Genomic DNA, 16,342 nt, shown 5'->3' with positions numbered 1-16,342 from the left:
CCTCCCTAACCCTCCTTTTATTCAGGAGGGTTTTCCACAATAATGGAGCTAAACTCCACCTTGAGGAATAGAGGGGGATGAAAAGGATTAAAGTTAAGGAACAAATTAAAAATGAATATTTTAGTTTTAGGTAGTGGTGGTCGTGAACATGCTTTGGCATGGAAAATCGCGCAAGATACCAAAGTTACTCAAGTTTTCGTTGCACCAGGAAATGCTGGAACTGCAACTGAAGACAAATGCGTTAATGTTCAGCTTGATATTTTAGACAACCCTGCAATTATCGCTTTTGCTAAAGAAAATAGTGTTGAACTTATTATTGTTGGTCCAGAAGCACCTTTAGTGAATGGTGTGGTAGATGCTGCTCGCGAAGCAGGTCTAAAAATTTGGGGACCAACTCAATATGCTGCGCAGCTTGAAGGCTCAAAAGCATTTGCTAAACATTTTTTAAAGCGTCATAACATTCCAACTGCTTTTTATGAAGTATTTACGGAAGTTGATGCAGCTAAAGCTTATGTTGAAAAAAATGGTGCACCAATTGTAATTAAGGCAGACGGTCTTGCTGCTGGTAAAGGTGTAATCGTTGCAATGACCAACGAAGAAGCTTTTGCAGCAATTGATGACATGCTTGCAGGCAACAAATTTGGTGATGCTGGTTCACGTGTTGTAATTGAACAGTTCCTTGCAGGTGAAGAAGCTTCTTTCATTTGTATGATTGATGGTAAAAACATTTTACCAATGGCAACTTCACAAGATCACAAACGTATTTTTGAAGGTGACCAAGGTCCTAATACTGGCGGTATGGGTGCTTACTCTCCTGCTCCGGTGGTAACTTCTGAAATTTTCGAACGTGTTATGACTGAAATCATGCGTCCGACTGTTGAAGGTATGGCTGCTGACGGACATGTCTACACTGGTTTCTTATATGCTGGCTTAATGATTGATGAACAAGGTCAACCACGCGTAATTGAGTTTAACTGCCGTTTCGGTGATCCGGAAACTCAACCTATCATGATGCGTTTGAAGTCATCTCTTGTTGATTTGGTTGAAGCAGGTATCACAGGTAACTTACCAAGCGAAGCAGAATGGGATGAGCGTAAGTCAATCGGTATTGTACTTGCAGCAGAAGGTTACCCAGACAGCGTGCGTAAAGGCGATGTAATTTCAGGTATTGGACAATCACCTGAAGATACTAAAATTTTCCACGCAGGCACTGCAACTCGTGAAGATGGTCACATCGTGACTTCTGGTGGTCGAGTTCTTTGTGTAACTGCACTAGGCGACAGCGTGCTTGAAGCACAAATTAATGCACTTGAAGTATGCGGACAAGTGACCTTTACAGGTATGCAATATCGTAGTGACATTGGCTATCGCGCAATTGCACGAGAAAAAGCTGAGTAAAAAACTCTCAACTGATAAAAAGCCCTCTATCAAAGAGGGCTTTTTATATTTCATTCTTATTTATCAGAAAATTTCATATAAATCCCAGTTTTTATTTACTTCCAATCAATAAGATCGAAACATGTCCACTATATTGAATATGTTTTTATTGATATGATTAGAAAAAGCGTTGGAACTTTCCACAAAGTTATTGTGCCTTTAAATATTGAGGCTCATCATCTAATTCTGTTAGGGATAATAGTTATTTTTAACATTGAATACTTTTAGAAATCGCTTAAAGACTGTCAACTCATGATAGAACTGTTGTGAAAATAGTTTTATTTAGTACAGATCAAAAACGGTAAAACAAGTATCTGAGGAATTAGAAAAGAGCTAAAAGTTATAACTTTTAGCATTCAAAACTTTGTGACGTGACAACAAAACTCATTTTCTTTTCTAGAGAGCCAGCTAAATAGTTGATATCTCTCTTAATCAGGACTTTTTTTACATGAAAAAGCTGATCAGTCTTTTTTTAAGCGTGTCTGTACTATTACTTGCAGCTTGCGGGAAACAACAAAGTGAACCACAAGCTGGAAAGAGTGGTGATTCATCACAACTTCAAACTGTGGTTATTGCCTCAACTGGTTCTGACGCTGATATCTGGCGTTATATTTCGACTTTACCAGAAACTAAAGCTGCTGGTGTTAAGCTTGAGGTGAAAAACTTCACTGATTATGTTGCAATGAATACAGCTGTAGCTAATAAAGAAGTTGACTTAAACGCATTCCAATCTTATGCATATTTGGTCGCTTTCAATGCATCAAACAAAGATAAGATTGCACCAGTTGCTACAACTTATCTTGAACCAATGGGGATCTACTCAAGTAAGCATAAAAAAGTAGAAGAATTCCCTCAAGGTGCAAGTATTGCAATTCCTAATGATGCGGCGAATGAAGCTCGTGCATTATTGTTATTACAAAGTGCTGGCTTAATCAAACTTAAAACTGACTTCGACCCTGCTAAAGGCACACCAAGCGATATTATCGATAACAGTAAAAAAATTGATATTAAACCAATCCAAATGGCAACTGCTGTACGTGTAAAAGATGAAGTTGATGCAATCGTTTTAGGTAATACTTTAGCGCTGGAAGGTGGTTTAAATGTACTTAAAGATTCTATCTACTATGAGCCAGTTGATCAAAGCACTAAACTCAATGTAAATATTCTTGCGGCAGCAGAATCTCGTAAAGATGACCCAATTCTTCAGAAGGTTGGTCAGCTATACCACACTGAAGCTGTTAAAAAATACGTTGAACAACACTTTGGTGGTACAAAAGTTGACGTGAATCAGCCAATCAGCTACCTCACGGAAGCTAAATAGTAATATAATACCGGCAACGCGAAACAGGCAAAGACTCTTTGCCTGTTTTTTCTTTTTAGCATAGTTTTTGACGACATGATTCAATTTAAAAACATTTCAAAGCACTATCAGCTTAAAGGCCAAACTATACGAGCTCTGGACCAAATTAATTTGGAAATTCCAGAAGGGAGTATTTTTGGGATTATTGGCTATAGTGGTGCAGGTAAAAGTACTTTAATCCGCCTGATTAACTTACTTGAACGACCAAATGAAGGTCAGGTTATCATTAATCAAAAGGACTTCACTGCTTTGGATGCGCGTTCATTACGTCAGGAACGTGCAAATATTGGTATGATTTTTCAGCACTTCAATTTGCTACAAACCAAGACGGTTGCTGAAAATATCGAAATGCCAATGCGTCTGCTGAATTACAATAAGGCAGAACGTGAAAAGCGCTTAAATGAGTTATTGGAGTTCATTGATCTTAAGCATAAAAAAGATGCTTATCCAGATGAGCTTTCTGGCGGCCAAAAGCAACGTGTCGGTATTGCTCGTGCTTTGGCAAATCATCCAAAAATTCTTTTGTGTGATGAAGCAACCTCTGCCCTCGACCCACAAACTACTAAGTCTGTTTTAGAGCTACTCAAGAAAATCAATCAAGAGCAAAAAATCACAATTGTTATGGTGACCCATGAAATGGATGTCATTGAAACTGTTTGTGATCATGTAGCTGTGATGGAAGCAGGTAAAGTCATTGAACAAGGTTCAACGATTGATATCTTTAGTAAACCTCAACATCCGACAACTAAAAACTTCATTCAAACTGTTTTACATCAACAGTTGCCTGTGAATATTTTAAATCAACTCGAAAATCAGCATCATCATAGCATCTACTGTTTACAGTTCTTAGGCCGCTCGGCTCAAGAGCCAGTAATTCAGTCACTGATTAAACAATTTGATATTAGCTTAAATATCTTGTTCGCTAACATGACTGAAATTAATGGTACTGTGATTGGTCAAATGTTTGTGCAGCTTCTAGGTGATCCCCAGTTGATTAAACAGGCTATCGAGTTTTTAGAACAAAATGAAGTAGGTGTAGTTCAATCAGGAGATCAAGTATGAGAGATTTTATCGTACAATGGTTGACTGAACTTACTCAACCTTTCTGGCACAGTTCTCTTTCAATTGACCAGTTTGTAACAGCATTGCAAGAAACATTTCACATGGTGTTTTTTGCGCTTTTATTTGGTGGTATTTGGGGATTCATTCAAGGGATTATTCTACTTGTTACTCGTCCAGAGGGTATTTTGCCAAATAGATTCATTTATCATTTACTCAACCCGATTGTAAATGCGTTACGCTCTCTGCCATTTATTATCTTACTTATTGCAGTGATTCCTCTTACTAAGTTACTGGTAGGTACTTCAATTGGTACGTGGGCAGCGATCGTTCCTTTAACAATTTATGTTGGTCCATATATGGGACGCCTGATTGAGACTTCCCTGCTTGAAGTAAATGAAGGAATTATTGAATCTGCTCAGGCGATGGGTGCTACACCTTGGCAAATTATCTCCCGCTTTGTTTTGCCAGAAGCACGCAGTTCACTTATTTTAAACTTAACCACAGCGACCATCAGTCTCATCGGTGCAACAGCAATGGCTGGTGCAGTTGGCGCAGGTGGTATTGGTGATTTAGCTATTTCGTATGGTTACCAACGTTTTGATACAAGTGTGGTCATTTTAACAGTGATCGTCCTATTGCTCTTAGTACAGATTGTACAGACACTAGGCAACTGGCTCGCAAAAGTACGTTAAATCATCCATATAAAAAGCTCCCTACATGGGGGCTTTTTTGTTTTATATAAATCCTTTTCATCAACTAGTTGAGTGCGTGGGTTAATACTATTTTCTGTTATGATCAAAATTAGTGATTATTTACTCTTTGGATTTGGTTTTAGGATAAAACAATGCGTTATAGAATTCATTTTATTGATGTACAGAATGCCCTCCAAAACTATATCTGGATTTTAGAAGATACTGAAACCCAAGAAGCTGTTGCAGTTGATCCAACAGAGGCAGAACTCGTTACCCAATTTTGTCAGAATCATCAGTTAAATTTAAAACAAATCTGGCTTACACATTGGCATAAAGACCATATCGGTGGAGTTGCTGATTTAACTGCTGCCCAAAATATTACAGTGTATGGTCCACGTGATGAGCTTTCAAAAATTCCAGGGATTACCCATCCGTTACAGCATAATGACCATCTAAAGTTTAATGATTTAAAAGTAGAGATTATTGCGACCCCTGGTCATACTTTAGGTCATATTGTCTATTTTATTGAAGAGTTAGAAGCTGTATTCTGCGGCGACACTTTATTTGCAATGGGATGTGGTCGATTATTTGAAGGTACGGCAGAACAAATGTATCACTCACTGAGTCGTTTAGCAGCATTACCCACACAAACCAAGGTATATTGCACGCATGAGTACACACTTTCAAATGCCGAATTTGCATTAACGGTAGAACCACACAACCATGCTTTATCTGAACGAGCTGAAGAAGTCCGTGAGCTACGTAAGCAAGGATTAATCACCCTACCCAGTACCATAGAACTCGAATTAGCAACAAATCCTTTTCTCCGTGCAGAAAGTGCCGAAGACTTTGCTCACTTACGTGCCCTTAAAGATAATTTCTAAAATTAATTTTCAATAAAAGATACGGTTTCATTTTAAGAACTGTATCTTTTTGCATAGTTCAGATTCATGGTAATTATTTTTTACATTTACTTTATTCTTATTTATTCAGCTTTTTTTAAAATTTCGCCAAATTTATATTTTTTTATAAACATGCTGAAGAACACTTTTTTAAATAAAAGTTTTTATTTTTTAGTTACATAACACCACCATATTTTTATAAAAATGAAAACTGTTCTTTCTCTATCTTACTTTTTTTACAAGTTGCAAAATAAAACAAAGATTTCCCCCTTTAAAAAATCTAATTAAAACCCTATTAATAAATAAGATGTAATGCCACGGATAGAAGGAGTTCTCACGTGAAAAAGGTTGTTAAAGCTAAAAATTTGATTGCGTTTCGTATTTGGTTAGAAAAGTTAGGGTATTCAGTTAAAAATCTTGCTGATGGAAAAGGTTTTACTTTCAGTTTTAAAAAAGAATATGGTTTAGTGACCTGTGATTTGGCAGGAAATTCATTAGCGATGCAATTAGGTGAAGAGTTTGAGGATCACTTAAAAGCATAATTTTTACGACACAATTTTTTATTTAAGATTGTCTTTTTTAAAAAGATAAGTAATAGCAGAACTTTAGAATGGTTTAATTAAAATATATTTTTAGATGTTAAAAAAAATCTGTAGCTGGGCTACTCTCCCAAATTGCCCTTAGCTACAGATTTTTTTATAAGGTTATTCTGCTTTATGGTTCTTTAAGGCTTTATCTAAAAGATCTTTATCTAAAGCTTTATCCCAACGTGCAACAACAATTGTTGCGCAAGCATTACCAACTAAATTTGTTAATGCACGGCACTCAGACATAAAACGGTCAATACCAAGAATTAACGCCATACCTGCAACAGGAACAGCTGGTACAACCGATAGAGTTGCAGCCAGAGTAATAAAGCCTGCACCAGTCACCCCTGCTGCACCTTTAGAACTTACCATTGCCACAAGAAGTAAGGCAATTTGTTCACTAATGGATAAGTCTACGTTACACGCTTGGGCAATAAACAGAGCAGCCATAGTCATGTAGATATTTGTACCATCAAGGTTAAATGAGTAACCTGTTGGAATCACCAAACCGACTACCGATTTTTCACAACCTGCTTTTTGCATTTTATCCATTAAAGATGGTAAAGCTGCTTCAGAAGAACTTGTCCCTAAAACCAGCCAAAGTTCATCTTTGATATAGCGAATTAAATGAATAATTGAGAAGCCATTATAACGAGCTACAGCTCCTAAGATCACGATGACAAACAACACCGCTGTAATATAGAACGTCATAATTAATAGTAATAAATTACCAATTGATTCGATTCCATACGCACCGATGGTAAAAGCCATTGCACCAAAAGCACCGATTGGAGCTAGCTTCATTAACATACCAACCAGATAGAAAACTGGAGCTGTTAAGTTATTTAAGAAGTCGGTAATTGGACGTGCACGGTCACCCAATGCAGCCAAAGAAATACCAAATAACACCGCTACAAACAGAACCTGCAAAATCTCGCCTCCTGCCAGAGGGCTGACGAGTGTTTGCGGGATAATATTCATGAAGAAGTCAGTAATATTTGTTGCATGCGCCTTTTCAACATAAGTATTTACTTTGTCGTTGACTAAGGTAGCGGGATCAATATTAAGACCTTTACCAGGTTGGATAATATTTGCCACAATCATACCAACCACAAGCGCCAAGCTTGAGAAAGTAAGGAAATAAAGCATAGCTTTACCAGTTACACGGCCAACTCGGCTCATGTTTGTCATACTGGCAATGCCTGTAACAACAGTTAAAAAGATGACGGGAGCAATAATCATTTTAACGATCTTGATGAATGCATCACCAAGCGGTTTTAAACTTTCGCCAAGTTCTGGGTAAAAATGACCAATTAAAATGCCCAAAATAATTGCAAAGATGACCTGTACATACAAAATTTGGTGAAACTTCTGTTTTTTCTGTACCGTTTCTTGGTCAAGGGTATTGAAATCCATTATCTAAATACCTTTTTGATGGGGATAAAAAAATAAAATATAAAGCGTGCACCACAAGCTGCTTTATCAAGGAAAAGCCATTGTAAAGAATAAAAAACGGGCTGTGTTATAAATTTAAAAAATGTCAAATTCAGTAATCATGCATTAAACTGTATAAAATCATTTTAATTTTTGAGTTTTTAAAGATAAAAATATTAATAAATTCTACTCTAAGTTATTATTTATCTTTTATATTTTTAACAAAAGCAAACACAAGAATGGGTATGTAGACTTAATGATGTCACATGTGCAAAACATTTATTAAATAAATGATTTTATAAAAAACATGTAGATTATGAATTATGAAAATTTAATTTAAAAATAATAAGAAAAATTGATATATAATTTTACAACCCTATAAGCTATTACTTATTTCGGTAAATATTCTACTCAAGCCATCCTTTTAATTAAATGACATGAGAATGTGCTTTAAATAAACGTGCTAATAAAGTTTGGACATAGTCTAAGCCTAACGCTCGATCAGTGAATAAAATACGGAACAGCATAGGTGCAATCACAGCTTCAATAATTTCTTCATTATTTATAGTTAGTTCATTACGTGATTTAGCTCTGGCCTGAATAATATCAAGTTGTTGAATAATTAAAGTTTCACATTTTCGAGCATTTGAAGAATCATTTGTATATAGCACATCACGCAATAATGTTTGACCAACTTCAGAAGAGTATTCTTCAAAATATTGTTCAATCCATGCCGTGATATCAAGTTGAAATGAACCTAAATCTTTTGGCTCCATATCTGGCTTAAGTTCATTTAGAGCTACATCTGAAAATAGCTGATTGATATCGCCCCAACGGCGGTAAATAGTTGAAGGTGTTACTCCTGCTTTTTGAGCAATCATAGGTATAGTAATTTGGCTTTGCTCTAAATTTTTTTGAAGCTCTTTTACTGCTTGATGTACCGCAGTTTGAATTCTTTCACTACGACCACCTGGACGTAACCCAGTAACAACTTTTGCCATTAATCAGCTCTACTTCAAGAAAAAACAATTAAAATATTATTTGTATATACAAAATACACTAAAGCTAATTATTTGCTTTAGTGTAAAAATAATGTATAAAAGCTAAATATTCGCTTTAATGTTATTCATCTTATATGAACAATTCAAGTTCAAAACGGTCTGGATCAGTTTTTCAGTTAGATTCAAAAGTGGCGTTGACCTTAAACACAATCACGCTCATGACCTTCATGGCGGCGTCTAGTGCCCCTACGCCACTATATCGTCTGTATCAGCAGACATGGCAATTTTCGCCCGTTATCTTAACTTTAATTTTTGCAACCTACGCGTTTACCTTACTTGCTTCTTTACTCATTATTGGTTCTTTATCTGATTATATCGGACGTCGGCCCGTCATTATTTCAGCAATTTTTTTGCAAATCGCTTCAATGAGTTTTTTCCTTTTTGCCTCAGATGTTTCGATGTTATTTATTGCGCGTGGCCTACAAGGTATCGCAACAGGTCTTGCCGTTTCTGCAATTGGAGCTGCAATCTTAGATTTTAGTAAGCATCATGGTTCTCTAATTAATAGTATTGCTCCAATGGTCGGCATGGCAGTAGGAGTTTTTATTACATGTTTTATTCTGCAATTTTCAGCTCAACCTTTACATCTGGTTTTTGAACTCTTATGTATGTTGTTTGCAGTTGAACTCATTTTAAGTTTTTTTAATCCTGAGACTGTACGCAAAAGATCAGGAGCTCTGGCTTCATTAAAACCCAACATGGCTATTCCTCATCAAGCAAGAGGTGCTCTATTAAGTATTAGTCCTATTAATATCGCGCTTTGGATGGTCAGTGGTTTTTTCTTATCACTTATGCCCTCTTTACTGGCAAAAATTTTTCAGACATCTTCAGCTTGGCTAAACGGCAGTATGTTTATGGCGCTCGCCCTTTCAGGTGCGGCAGGGATTCTGACTCTTAGAAAATCTACCAATTTTCGTATTTTGCTCACGGGCACCTTATCCATCATTATTGGTGCAACCGTTTTATTTTTAGCGATCAATTTTACAAGTGCTGTGGTTCTACTTATTGGTTCTATTATTACCGGAGTGGGTTTTGGTACAGCTTTCATGGGAGCAATTCGCACAGTCATGCCCCTCGCTTTACCGGAAGAACGCGCAGGTTTAATGGCTGCATTCTTTGTTGAAAGCTATTTGGCTTTTAGTGTTCCAGCAATTCTGGCAGGCTACTTTGTGGGTAAAATCGGACTTATGAACAGTGCCAATATTTATATGAGTTTAATTATTGGTCTTGCGCTGATTGCCCTTCTAATGATTTTTAAAAATATTAAAAGCAAATAATGATTAAAAAAAACAGCCTCCATCAAGGCTGTTTTTTATTTTACTGATCACGCCAAGGTTTTAAAAAACACTTTACATACTTTTTAAATGGCCACGTAAATTGTTTTATAAAACTATTTGGAATTTTATAACCCACCGTTCCATACACGCTCGCCAAATGACTAGGCATATAGACGGTTTTAAAAATGACATCGTATAGAGGAATAAAAGCGGCGTAATTTTTATCAATGGCAGGTTTTTCTGAAGAATGATGCCAATGATGAAATTCTGGCGTTGCGATAATCCAGCGTAAATAAGGAAAGCGAAAACGCACATTGGAATGAATGAAAATAGCGTGAAACGAAATAAAAATTAAATAAGCAAAAACAGCTGAAGTATGAAAACCTAACAGGAAAATCGGTAAAGTCGCAATAAAGCGGGTCATTAACACTTCAATGACATGTAAACGAGAAGATGCTAACCAATCCATATATTCAGTCGAATGATGAATCGCGTGAAAGCGCCATAAGAAATTAACTTCATGCATAGCGCGGTGCAACCAATACACCGTAAAGTCGACCACAATGAGCAACTCAATAAATTGCAGCCAAATTGGTTGAGCTTGTACATAAGGCACAATTGGATTATCGGGCAAATGTGTAATCCAATATTGAATCGGCATGACGGTTAAAAAGCTGAATAATTGAATACCAATATGGCTGACCATGAAATACTTCATATCGGTCACCCATCCTACTCTTAATATTTTTTGTTCAGGATTTTTAGCAAAAAAACCTTCGAGTGGAATAAAAACAAACGCTAAAATAAATAAAGTCAGTACAAAATAATCGATACCTGCATAAAACGGTACACTTGGTAAAACGGGTGCTTCAATTACATCACAGCCCAAAACCGCTGCCACAAGTGAAAAACATAACCCATAAAAACCATATCGATTTTGACGAATAATTGCACTAAATGCACCAAAGCCAGCGCTAATAATAATGCCTGTGATCAGCCCATAATAAAAAAGATGATAGTGTTTTGCGTAAATAGGACGGAGTTCTGGGGTGGTTAATACACTGGGAAATAAAAAACATAATGCACCAAACAAACAAAGCAAGCTGAGTGACATTGAAATAAAGGCACTGATTTTCCCTAAACCTGCGTTCAGTTCTAAATTCTCAAATTTTGCTCTTAATTGATCTGTCATAATTTATATACAATTCTTATTGTGTATAACGCGAATGCTATCAAAGTTTAAACATAAATTGGAAATAACTTTAACCTCTTAGATCAAACCTCTTAATCTGAAAATAAAATTTTAAATAGTTGTAAATAGTTCTTATAAAACTTCAAATATTTGACCGACAGATTGAATCAGCCATTTTCTGGCAATAATATCATCACTACGATTAAACCAATTCAAGCTCACTTTAAAAGAATCCATAGCAAAAGGTAATTCAAACATTTGGACATTACCATGAGCTAGATAATGCCGAGCTGCTCGCGATGGTAAAGTCACCAACATATCTGAACTCTGCAAAACACCTTGTAAAACGCTAAAATGTGGAACTTCTAAACGAATTCGTCGCTTCAAATCCATTGTTTTTAAATATTGCTCAACTTGGATGTGCCCTGTCGATGACTTGATGGCAACATGATCTTCTTGCAAATATTGCTCTAACGTCAGTTGCTGCTGTAGCCGTGGATGGTCAGCTCTAGCAATGCATACATATCTTTCTTCAAATAAAGTACGTGTTTCTATTTTAGGCATTATGGTCTGCGTACTATTAAATACGGCTAGATCTAAAAAGCCATCAATAAGCCACTGTTCAACCTTAGACGACTGAATCTCTTCAATCTCAATTTGAATATAGGGTGCTGTTTTCTGTAAAAAAGCCATAAGACTAGGCAAGAGGCAAATCTCTCCAGCGTCCGAGAGTCCAATTCGGAAAGTTTTATTTGAGTTTTCAGGATGAAATTCCTGTGCTTGAGCAATCGCTGACTCAATATTAAAAATTGCTTGATGAAAAATCGGATAAAGCTCATGTGCAACTTTTGTAGGTTCGACGCCACCTCTGCTTCGGGTAAACAATTCATCATTTAACTGACGGCGTAAACGGTTCAAATTATAAGTTACAGAAGGCTGGCTCAAATTTAATTTATCAGCAGCTTTACTAATATGCCGAGACTCATAAATACAGACAAAAACTTTAATCAAACCTAAATCCATGGTTCTGATCCTTTAAATACTCTAAACAAAGACTTTAACTTCTTTGCTTAGAGTTTAGTTCCTTTACGGGAATAAAAGCGCTTAATTCTTATGAAGATATACTTGAATTCAGCATTACACGTTTAGTTCGATTATAAATACTTATGGCAATAACACTTAAGGTTGCCAGCACGCAAGGAATGGCTAACGCGATAAAATTATATTCAATCGGTAGATGCAAACTTAAAAGCCAGCCGCATAAAATCGGACCTAAAATCGCCCCAATACGGCCTACACCCAAAGCCATACCAATGCCAGTACTGCGAATTGGTGAAGGATAAAACTGAGCCATATAAGCGAGCAATAAAATTTGCCCGCCGATAGACGCCGCTCCTGCAATGGCAATACAGAGATATAAAATGACCATAGGTAAAGCATAGCTGAGCAAGTAGAGCGACACTGCACCTGCAAAGAAGAGTGAACAAATGACCTTACCTAGGTGAAAACGATCAGCAAAGTAACCGCCACCGATTGCGCCCAACATCCCGCCCAAGTTTAGTGCCAGTAAAAAGACCAGACTGGTTGATAAATCATATCCGGCCTCGACCATAAGTTTTGGTATCCAGTTGCCGAGCGCATACACCATGAGTAAAGCCATAAATACACTCAGCCAGAAAAATACAGTGACTAAAGCACGGTTCTCGGTAAATAGAGCAACCAAAGGTCGAGCCACAGTTTGTTGATTTTCTTGGTGTAATACGATACTCGTATGATCAGTTATGCTTTGTTCTGGTGCTAATTGTTGAAGTAAGTCACGCACCTCATTCCATTTTTTTTGGCGAACCAGATAATCAATTGATTCAGGTAAAAATTTCCAAATAATCGGCAATGAAATGAGTGGAATACCCGCCAGAATAAACATGATTTGCCAACCAAATTTAGGAACCAACCACATGCCTAAAAGCGCTGAGCTCATCCCGCCAATCGCATAGCCGCTAAACATGAGCGATACCAAAGTTGATCGTAATTTCTTTGGGGCAAACTCGGTCATTATGGCAATAACATTTGGCATTACACCGCCCAAACCTAGGCCGGCAATAAAACGATAAATGGCAAACTCTTTAGGACTGTTGGCAAAACCACATAACACCGTAAAACCGCTAAAAATGAAGACACACAGTATAATTAAACGCTTACGGCTAAAGCCATACGACTCTAATTTGTCGGCCAAACTACCGAAAATCATTGTACCAAACATCATGCCAAATAATGCAACACTGCCCAGCAATCCAGCAGTCATACTATCTAATTGCCAATGTTGCATGAGCTTAGGCAATGCAACACCATAAATGACTAAGTCATAGCCATCAAAAATAATAATGAGCGCACTCAGCAAGATCACCCGCCAATGTAATGGTGTTAATCTTGCATCATCAATCAATTGATTTGCATTTAGTTTTTCCATAATTGCTTTCCTTAGCAAATTGTGTGTAAAACAAAAATTTATTTAAATGGTTGCCATTCCTAGCTGATGTAATTGTTGCTGTGCTTCTGCAACATCCTGTTCTAGATCGTGTTGCCATAACCAATCAAAGCGATGCTCAAGATGTTCGCCAATTTCGGCAAACGTTGGGTACTGAGTTGAATAACACTCATAAATTTCGCCAGACTCACGAGAGGTTTGCTGAACACGACAAGCACGTTTTAAACGGAGCTTTTCATATATTGAAGACACATCGGTTAACTGATCTGCTTGTAAGTGTTTTGTCGACAATAAGGCCGCAAGAATTAATGCATCTTCAAGACCTTGGCCTGCTCCAGCACCTTGGTGAGGTAACATGGCATGTGCAGCGTCACCCATGACAATGACATGACCTGAGGTACTTTGATAAGTCGAAAGTTCTTCAATTTCATGTAAGGCCCAAATGGAAGGCTGTTCAATTAAACCGAGTAATGTTTGGCAGCTTTCACTCCAGTCTGAAAAATCGGAAAGCATTTGAGCTTTATCTACAGGTTTGGTCCACGGTGTATCGGCTGGTAGTACTGTATCTTCGCGGTTTGAGCAGAAAGCAACGATATTAATTTGCTCCCCCTTACGAATTGGGAACGTTAAAATATGTTTATCTTTACCCAATAACATTTGGGGAATATCTGCTAAATCTGTATCACCATTTACTTGTTGCAAAGCTTCTTTAAATGAAGTGTGAGAAATAATGCCACGATATGCCCAAGTTCCTGAAAAACGTGGATGAACTGGTGGTAAATGATGAGAAGCTAAAACATATTGGCGAGCCACGGAGCGGATACCGTCAGCCCCTATCAAATAGTCACATTCATGCTGACTACCATCATTAAAGTGCAAAATCACCTGATCGTTTTGTTCTTCAATCGCCTCTAGGCGTTTAGAAAAATGGACATTTTGCGTAGGCATGTGAGGAATAATTGCATCTAGAAAATCAGCACGATGAACAGATGACTGCCCTACACCTGTCGCGATAGATGCAGATAAATATTCATCGGTATAACCATTGCGCCATTGAAACCAAACATCTTGAAATGGTGGCGATACTTTATCTGCAATTGCATGATATTCATTGGCTAAACCTAACAGTTCAATTGCTTTGACTGCATTGGCACCAAAAGAAATCCCTGCCCCAATTTCAGAAAACTGAGGTGCAGATTCAAACATTTGCACGTCTAAATGGGCGTATTTACTTAAATTACTTGCTAAAGCCAGACCAGCAATACCACCACCAACTACGGCAATTCGAATATGTGTATTCATGTGTTTGTTCCTTAAACATCATTATCGTTTTCACATATTCATTTTTGAGAAGTTGGCTTATAAAGTCCAATTAGTATTTTTTTTGTTCAGTTATTTAAAAATTAAATAATAGCCATTTGGGCGAGCCTCTATAAAGCTTAAAGGTCGCCCATGCTAATAAATTATTTTTGATAAACTTTATGGTGTGCCTGGCGGGGTTCCAATAGCATGTTTCATTGGAGCTTCATAAGTCGTCTCGGCAACTGGTGAAACGCGCCAAATCGTATTGCCTACATCATCAGCAACTAACACAGCACCTGAGAAATCAATTGCTACACCCACAGGGCGACCATACGCTTTGCCTTTATCACTCAGGAATCCGGTCAAAATATCTTGTGGTGGACCAGAGGGTTGACCACTTCTAAATGGTACAAAAACGACTTTATAACCACTGTGAGGCTTACGGTTCCAAGAACCATGCTGGCCGATCAATGCGCCTCCTCTAAATTGTGGCATGAGTTCAGCTGTGTAAAATGCAAGACCTAAAGAAGCGGTATGATTACCAAGTGCATAATCGGGTTTAATTGCACGAGCAACCATTTCCGGATTTTGTGGTTTTACTCGCACATCTACATGTTGACCATAGTAGCTATAAGGCCATCCATAAAAACCACCGTCTTGGACTGATGTCATATAATCAGGTACTAAGTCACTACCAATTTCATCGCGCTCATTAACTACTGTCCAGAGTTTTCCACTTTGCGGTTGCCAAGCCATACCATTTGGATTACGCAGTCCTGTTGCAAATGGGCGTGACTGACCGCTTGCAATATCAAACTCTGTAATTTGTGCGCGACCTTTTTCTTGATCTAAACCATTTTCAGCAACGTTACTGTTAGAACCAACGGTAATGTAGAGCTTTGTACCTGCCGCGTTAGCAATGACATTCTTGGTCCAATGGTGATTTAAAGGGCCACCCGGTAAGTCCAACACTTTGGTTCCACTGGCCGTAATTTGAGTTTCACCTTCCTGATAAGGAAAACGCACCAGTGCATCTGTATTAGCGATATATAAATTATTACCGACCAATGCCATACCAAATGGAGAATTTAAGTTTTGAAGAAATACCGTTTTCTGATCGGCAACTCCGTCTCCATTAGTGTCACGAAGTAAGCTAATACGGTTTGCGCTCGGATGAGATGAGCCTGCACGTCTCATCACAAAAGACATTATTTTACCTTTAATGCCTTTGCTGTCTTCTGGTTTAGGCGGAGCATCCGTTTCAGCAACCAATACATCGCCATTCGGCAATACATAAAGCCAACGTGGGTGTTCAAGTCCTTTGGCAAATGCTTTCACCTTTAAACCTTCCGCGGGTTTTGGCATTACCCCACTCGGCCAGCCTTCTGCAGGTGCAATATTAACAGTAGGAAATAAACTTGATTTAGGTTCAGGTAACTTTGGATCTGGACCATAACTCTCAGTAATCGGATATTGCGAGGATGAAGCGCATCCAGCTAATGTAACTAAAACCGTAGTGCCTAAAACTGGCAGAAAAAAACGTTTAGTCAT

General features: G+C 37.7%; 14 protein-coding genes. 7 read left to right on the top strand and 7 right to left on the bottom strand.

Annotated elements, in window-relative coordinates; translation table 11 throughout:
* Positions 1 to 111 precede the first annotated feature (111 nt).
* The 6 genes from purD to SOI76_RS06385 all read left to right on the top strand — a co-directional run bounded on the left by purD (position 112) and on the right by SOI76_RS06385 (position 5,995).
* On the top strand, positions 112 to 1,398 hold the full coding sequence (gene purD, locus SOI76_RS06410) for a phosphoribosylamine--glycine ligase (protein WP_104078958.1): 1,287 nt from the start codon (positions 112 to 114) through the stop codon (positions 1,396 to 1,398).
* Positions 1,399 to 1,885: 487 nt separating this feature from the next.
* Complete coding sequence (gene yhcJ / locus SOI76_RS06405) at positions 1,886 to 2,758, top strand: MetQ/NlpA family ABC transporter substrate-binding protein (RefSeq protein WP_104078959.1); 873 nt, start codon at positions 1,886 to 1,888, stop codon at positions 2,756 to 2,758.
* Between the two features lie 75 nt (positions 2,759 to 2,833).
* Positions 2,834 to 3,859, top strand: coding sequence for a methionine ABC transporter ATP-binding protein (locus SOI76_RS06400; protein ID WP_016140547.1), 1,026 nt, complete (start codon positions 2,834 to 2,836; stop codon positions 3,857 to 3,859).
* Positions 3,856 to 4,551 (top strand): methionine ABC transporter permease, encoded by a 696-nt coding sequence (metN, locus tag SOI76_RS06395; protein WP_016140546.1) that lies wholly within the window; start codon positions 3,856 to 3,858, stop codon positions 4,549 to 4,551. The genes SOI76_RS06400 and metN overlap by 4 nt, the downstream gene beginning before the upstream one ends.
* Before the next feature lie 152 nt (positions 4,552 to 4,703).
* Positions 4,704 to 5,435, top strand: coding sequence for a hydroxyacylglutathione hydrolase (gene gloB / locus SOI76_RS06390; protein ID WP_104078960.1), 732 nt, complete (start codon positions 4,704 to 4,706; stop codon positions 5,433 to 5,435).
* 356 nt (positions 5,436 to 5,791) lie between these two features.
* On the top strand, positions 5,792 to 5,995 hold the full coding sequence (locus SOI76_RS06385) for a hypothetical protein (RefSeq protein WP_002119766.1): 204 nt from the start codon (positions 5,792 to 5,794) through the stop codon (positions 5,993 to 5,995).
* Positions 5,996 to 6,157: 162 nt separating this feature from the next.
* Here the strand turns inward: SOI76_RS06385 and SOI76_RS06380 are convergent, their stop codons facing one another.
* Both SOI76_RS06380 and SOI76_RS06375 read right to left on the bottom strand, forming a co-directional pair.
* Entirely contained in the window at positions 6,158 to 7,456 is a 1,299-nt protein-coding gene (locus tag SOI76_RS06380) for a dicarboxylate/amino acid:cation symporter (protein WP_016140544.1), read from the bottom strand.
* 446 nt (positions 7,457 to 7,902) lie between these two features.
* Positions 7,903 to 8,475, bottom strand: coding sequence for a TetR/AcrR family transcriptional regulator (locus SOI76_RS06375; protein WP_032054186.1), 573 nt, complete (start codon positions 8,473 to 8,475; stop codon positions 7,903 to 7,905).
* Between the two features lie 134 nt (positions 8,476 to 8,609).
* Here SOI76_RS06375 and SOI76_RS06370 point away from each other — a divergent pair, with 134 nt between their 5' ends.
* Positions 8,610 to 9,812, top strand: a complete 1,203-nt coding sequence (locus SOI76_RS06370) for an MFS transporter (RefSeq protein WP_205668365.1) — start codon at positions 8,610 to 8,612, stop codon at positions 9,810 to 9,812.
* 40 nt (positions 9,813 to 9,852) lie between these two features.
* Here SOI76_RS06370 and SOI76_RS06365 read toward each other — a convergent pair whose 3' ends face one another.
* From SOI76_RS06365 to SOI76_RS06345, 5 genes are all read right to left on the bottom strand, one after another.
* A complete protein-coding gene (locus tag SOI76_RS06365; protein WP_104078961.1) occupies positions 9,853 to 11,004 on the bottom strand; it encodes a sterol desaturase family protein in 1,152 nt (383 codons plus the stop codon).
* Positions 11,005 to 11,136: 132 nt separating this feature from the next.
* Complete coding sequence (locus SOI76_RS06360; protein ID WP_009391740.1) at positions 11,137 to 12,027, bottom strand: LysR family transcriptional regulator; 891 nt, start codon at positions 12,025 to 12,027, stop codon at positions 11,137 to 11,139.
* 88 nt (positions 12,028 to 12,115) lie between these two features.
* A complete protein-coding gene (locus SOI76_RS06355) occupies positions 12,116 to 13,471 on the bottom strand; it encodes an MFS transporter (protein ID WP_104078962.1) in 1,356 nt (451 codons plus the stop codon).
* 42 nt (positions 13,472 to 13,513) lie between these two features.
* Positions 13,514 to 14,791, bottom strand: a complete 1,278-nt coding sequence (salA, locus tag SOI76_RS06350; RefSeq protein WP_104078963.1) for a salicylate 1-monooxygenase — start codon at positions 14,789 to 14,791, stop codon at positions 13,514 to 13,516.
* Positions 14,792 to 14,968: 177 nt separating this feature from the next.
* On the bottom strand, positions 14,969 to 16,342 hold the full coding sequence (locus SOI76_RS06345; protein WP_104078964.1) for a PQQ-dependent sugar dehydrogenase: 1,374 nt from the start codon (positions 16,340 to 16,342) through the stop codon (positions 14,969 to 14,971).

It is taken from the genome of Acinetobacter pittii, from assembly GCF_034064985.1.
GTDB classification, from domain to species: Bacteria; Pseudomonadota; Gammaproteobacteria; order Pseudomonadales; family Moraxellaceae; genus Acinetobacter; species Acinetobacter pittii_H.
Note: the sequence above shows the minus strand (reverse complement) of the source record. Positions and strands in the feature narration are given on the sequence as shown.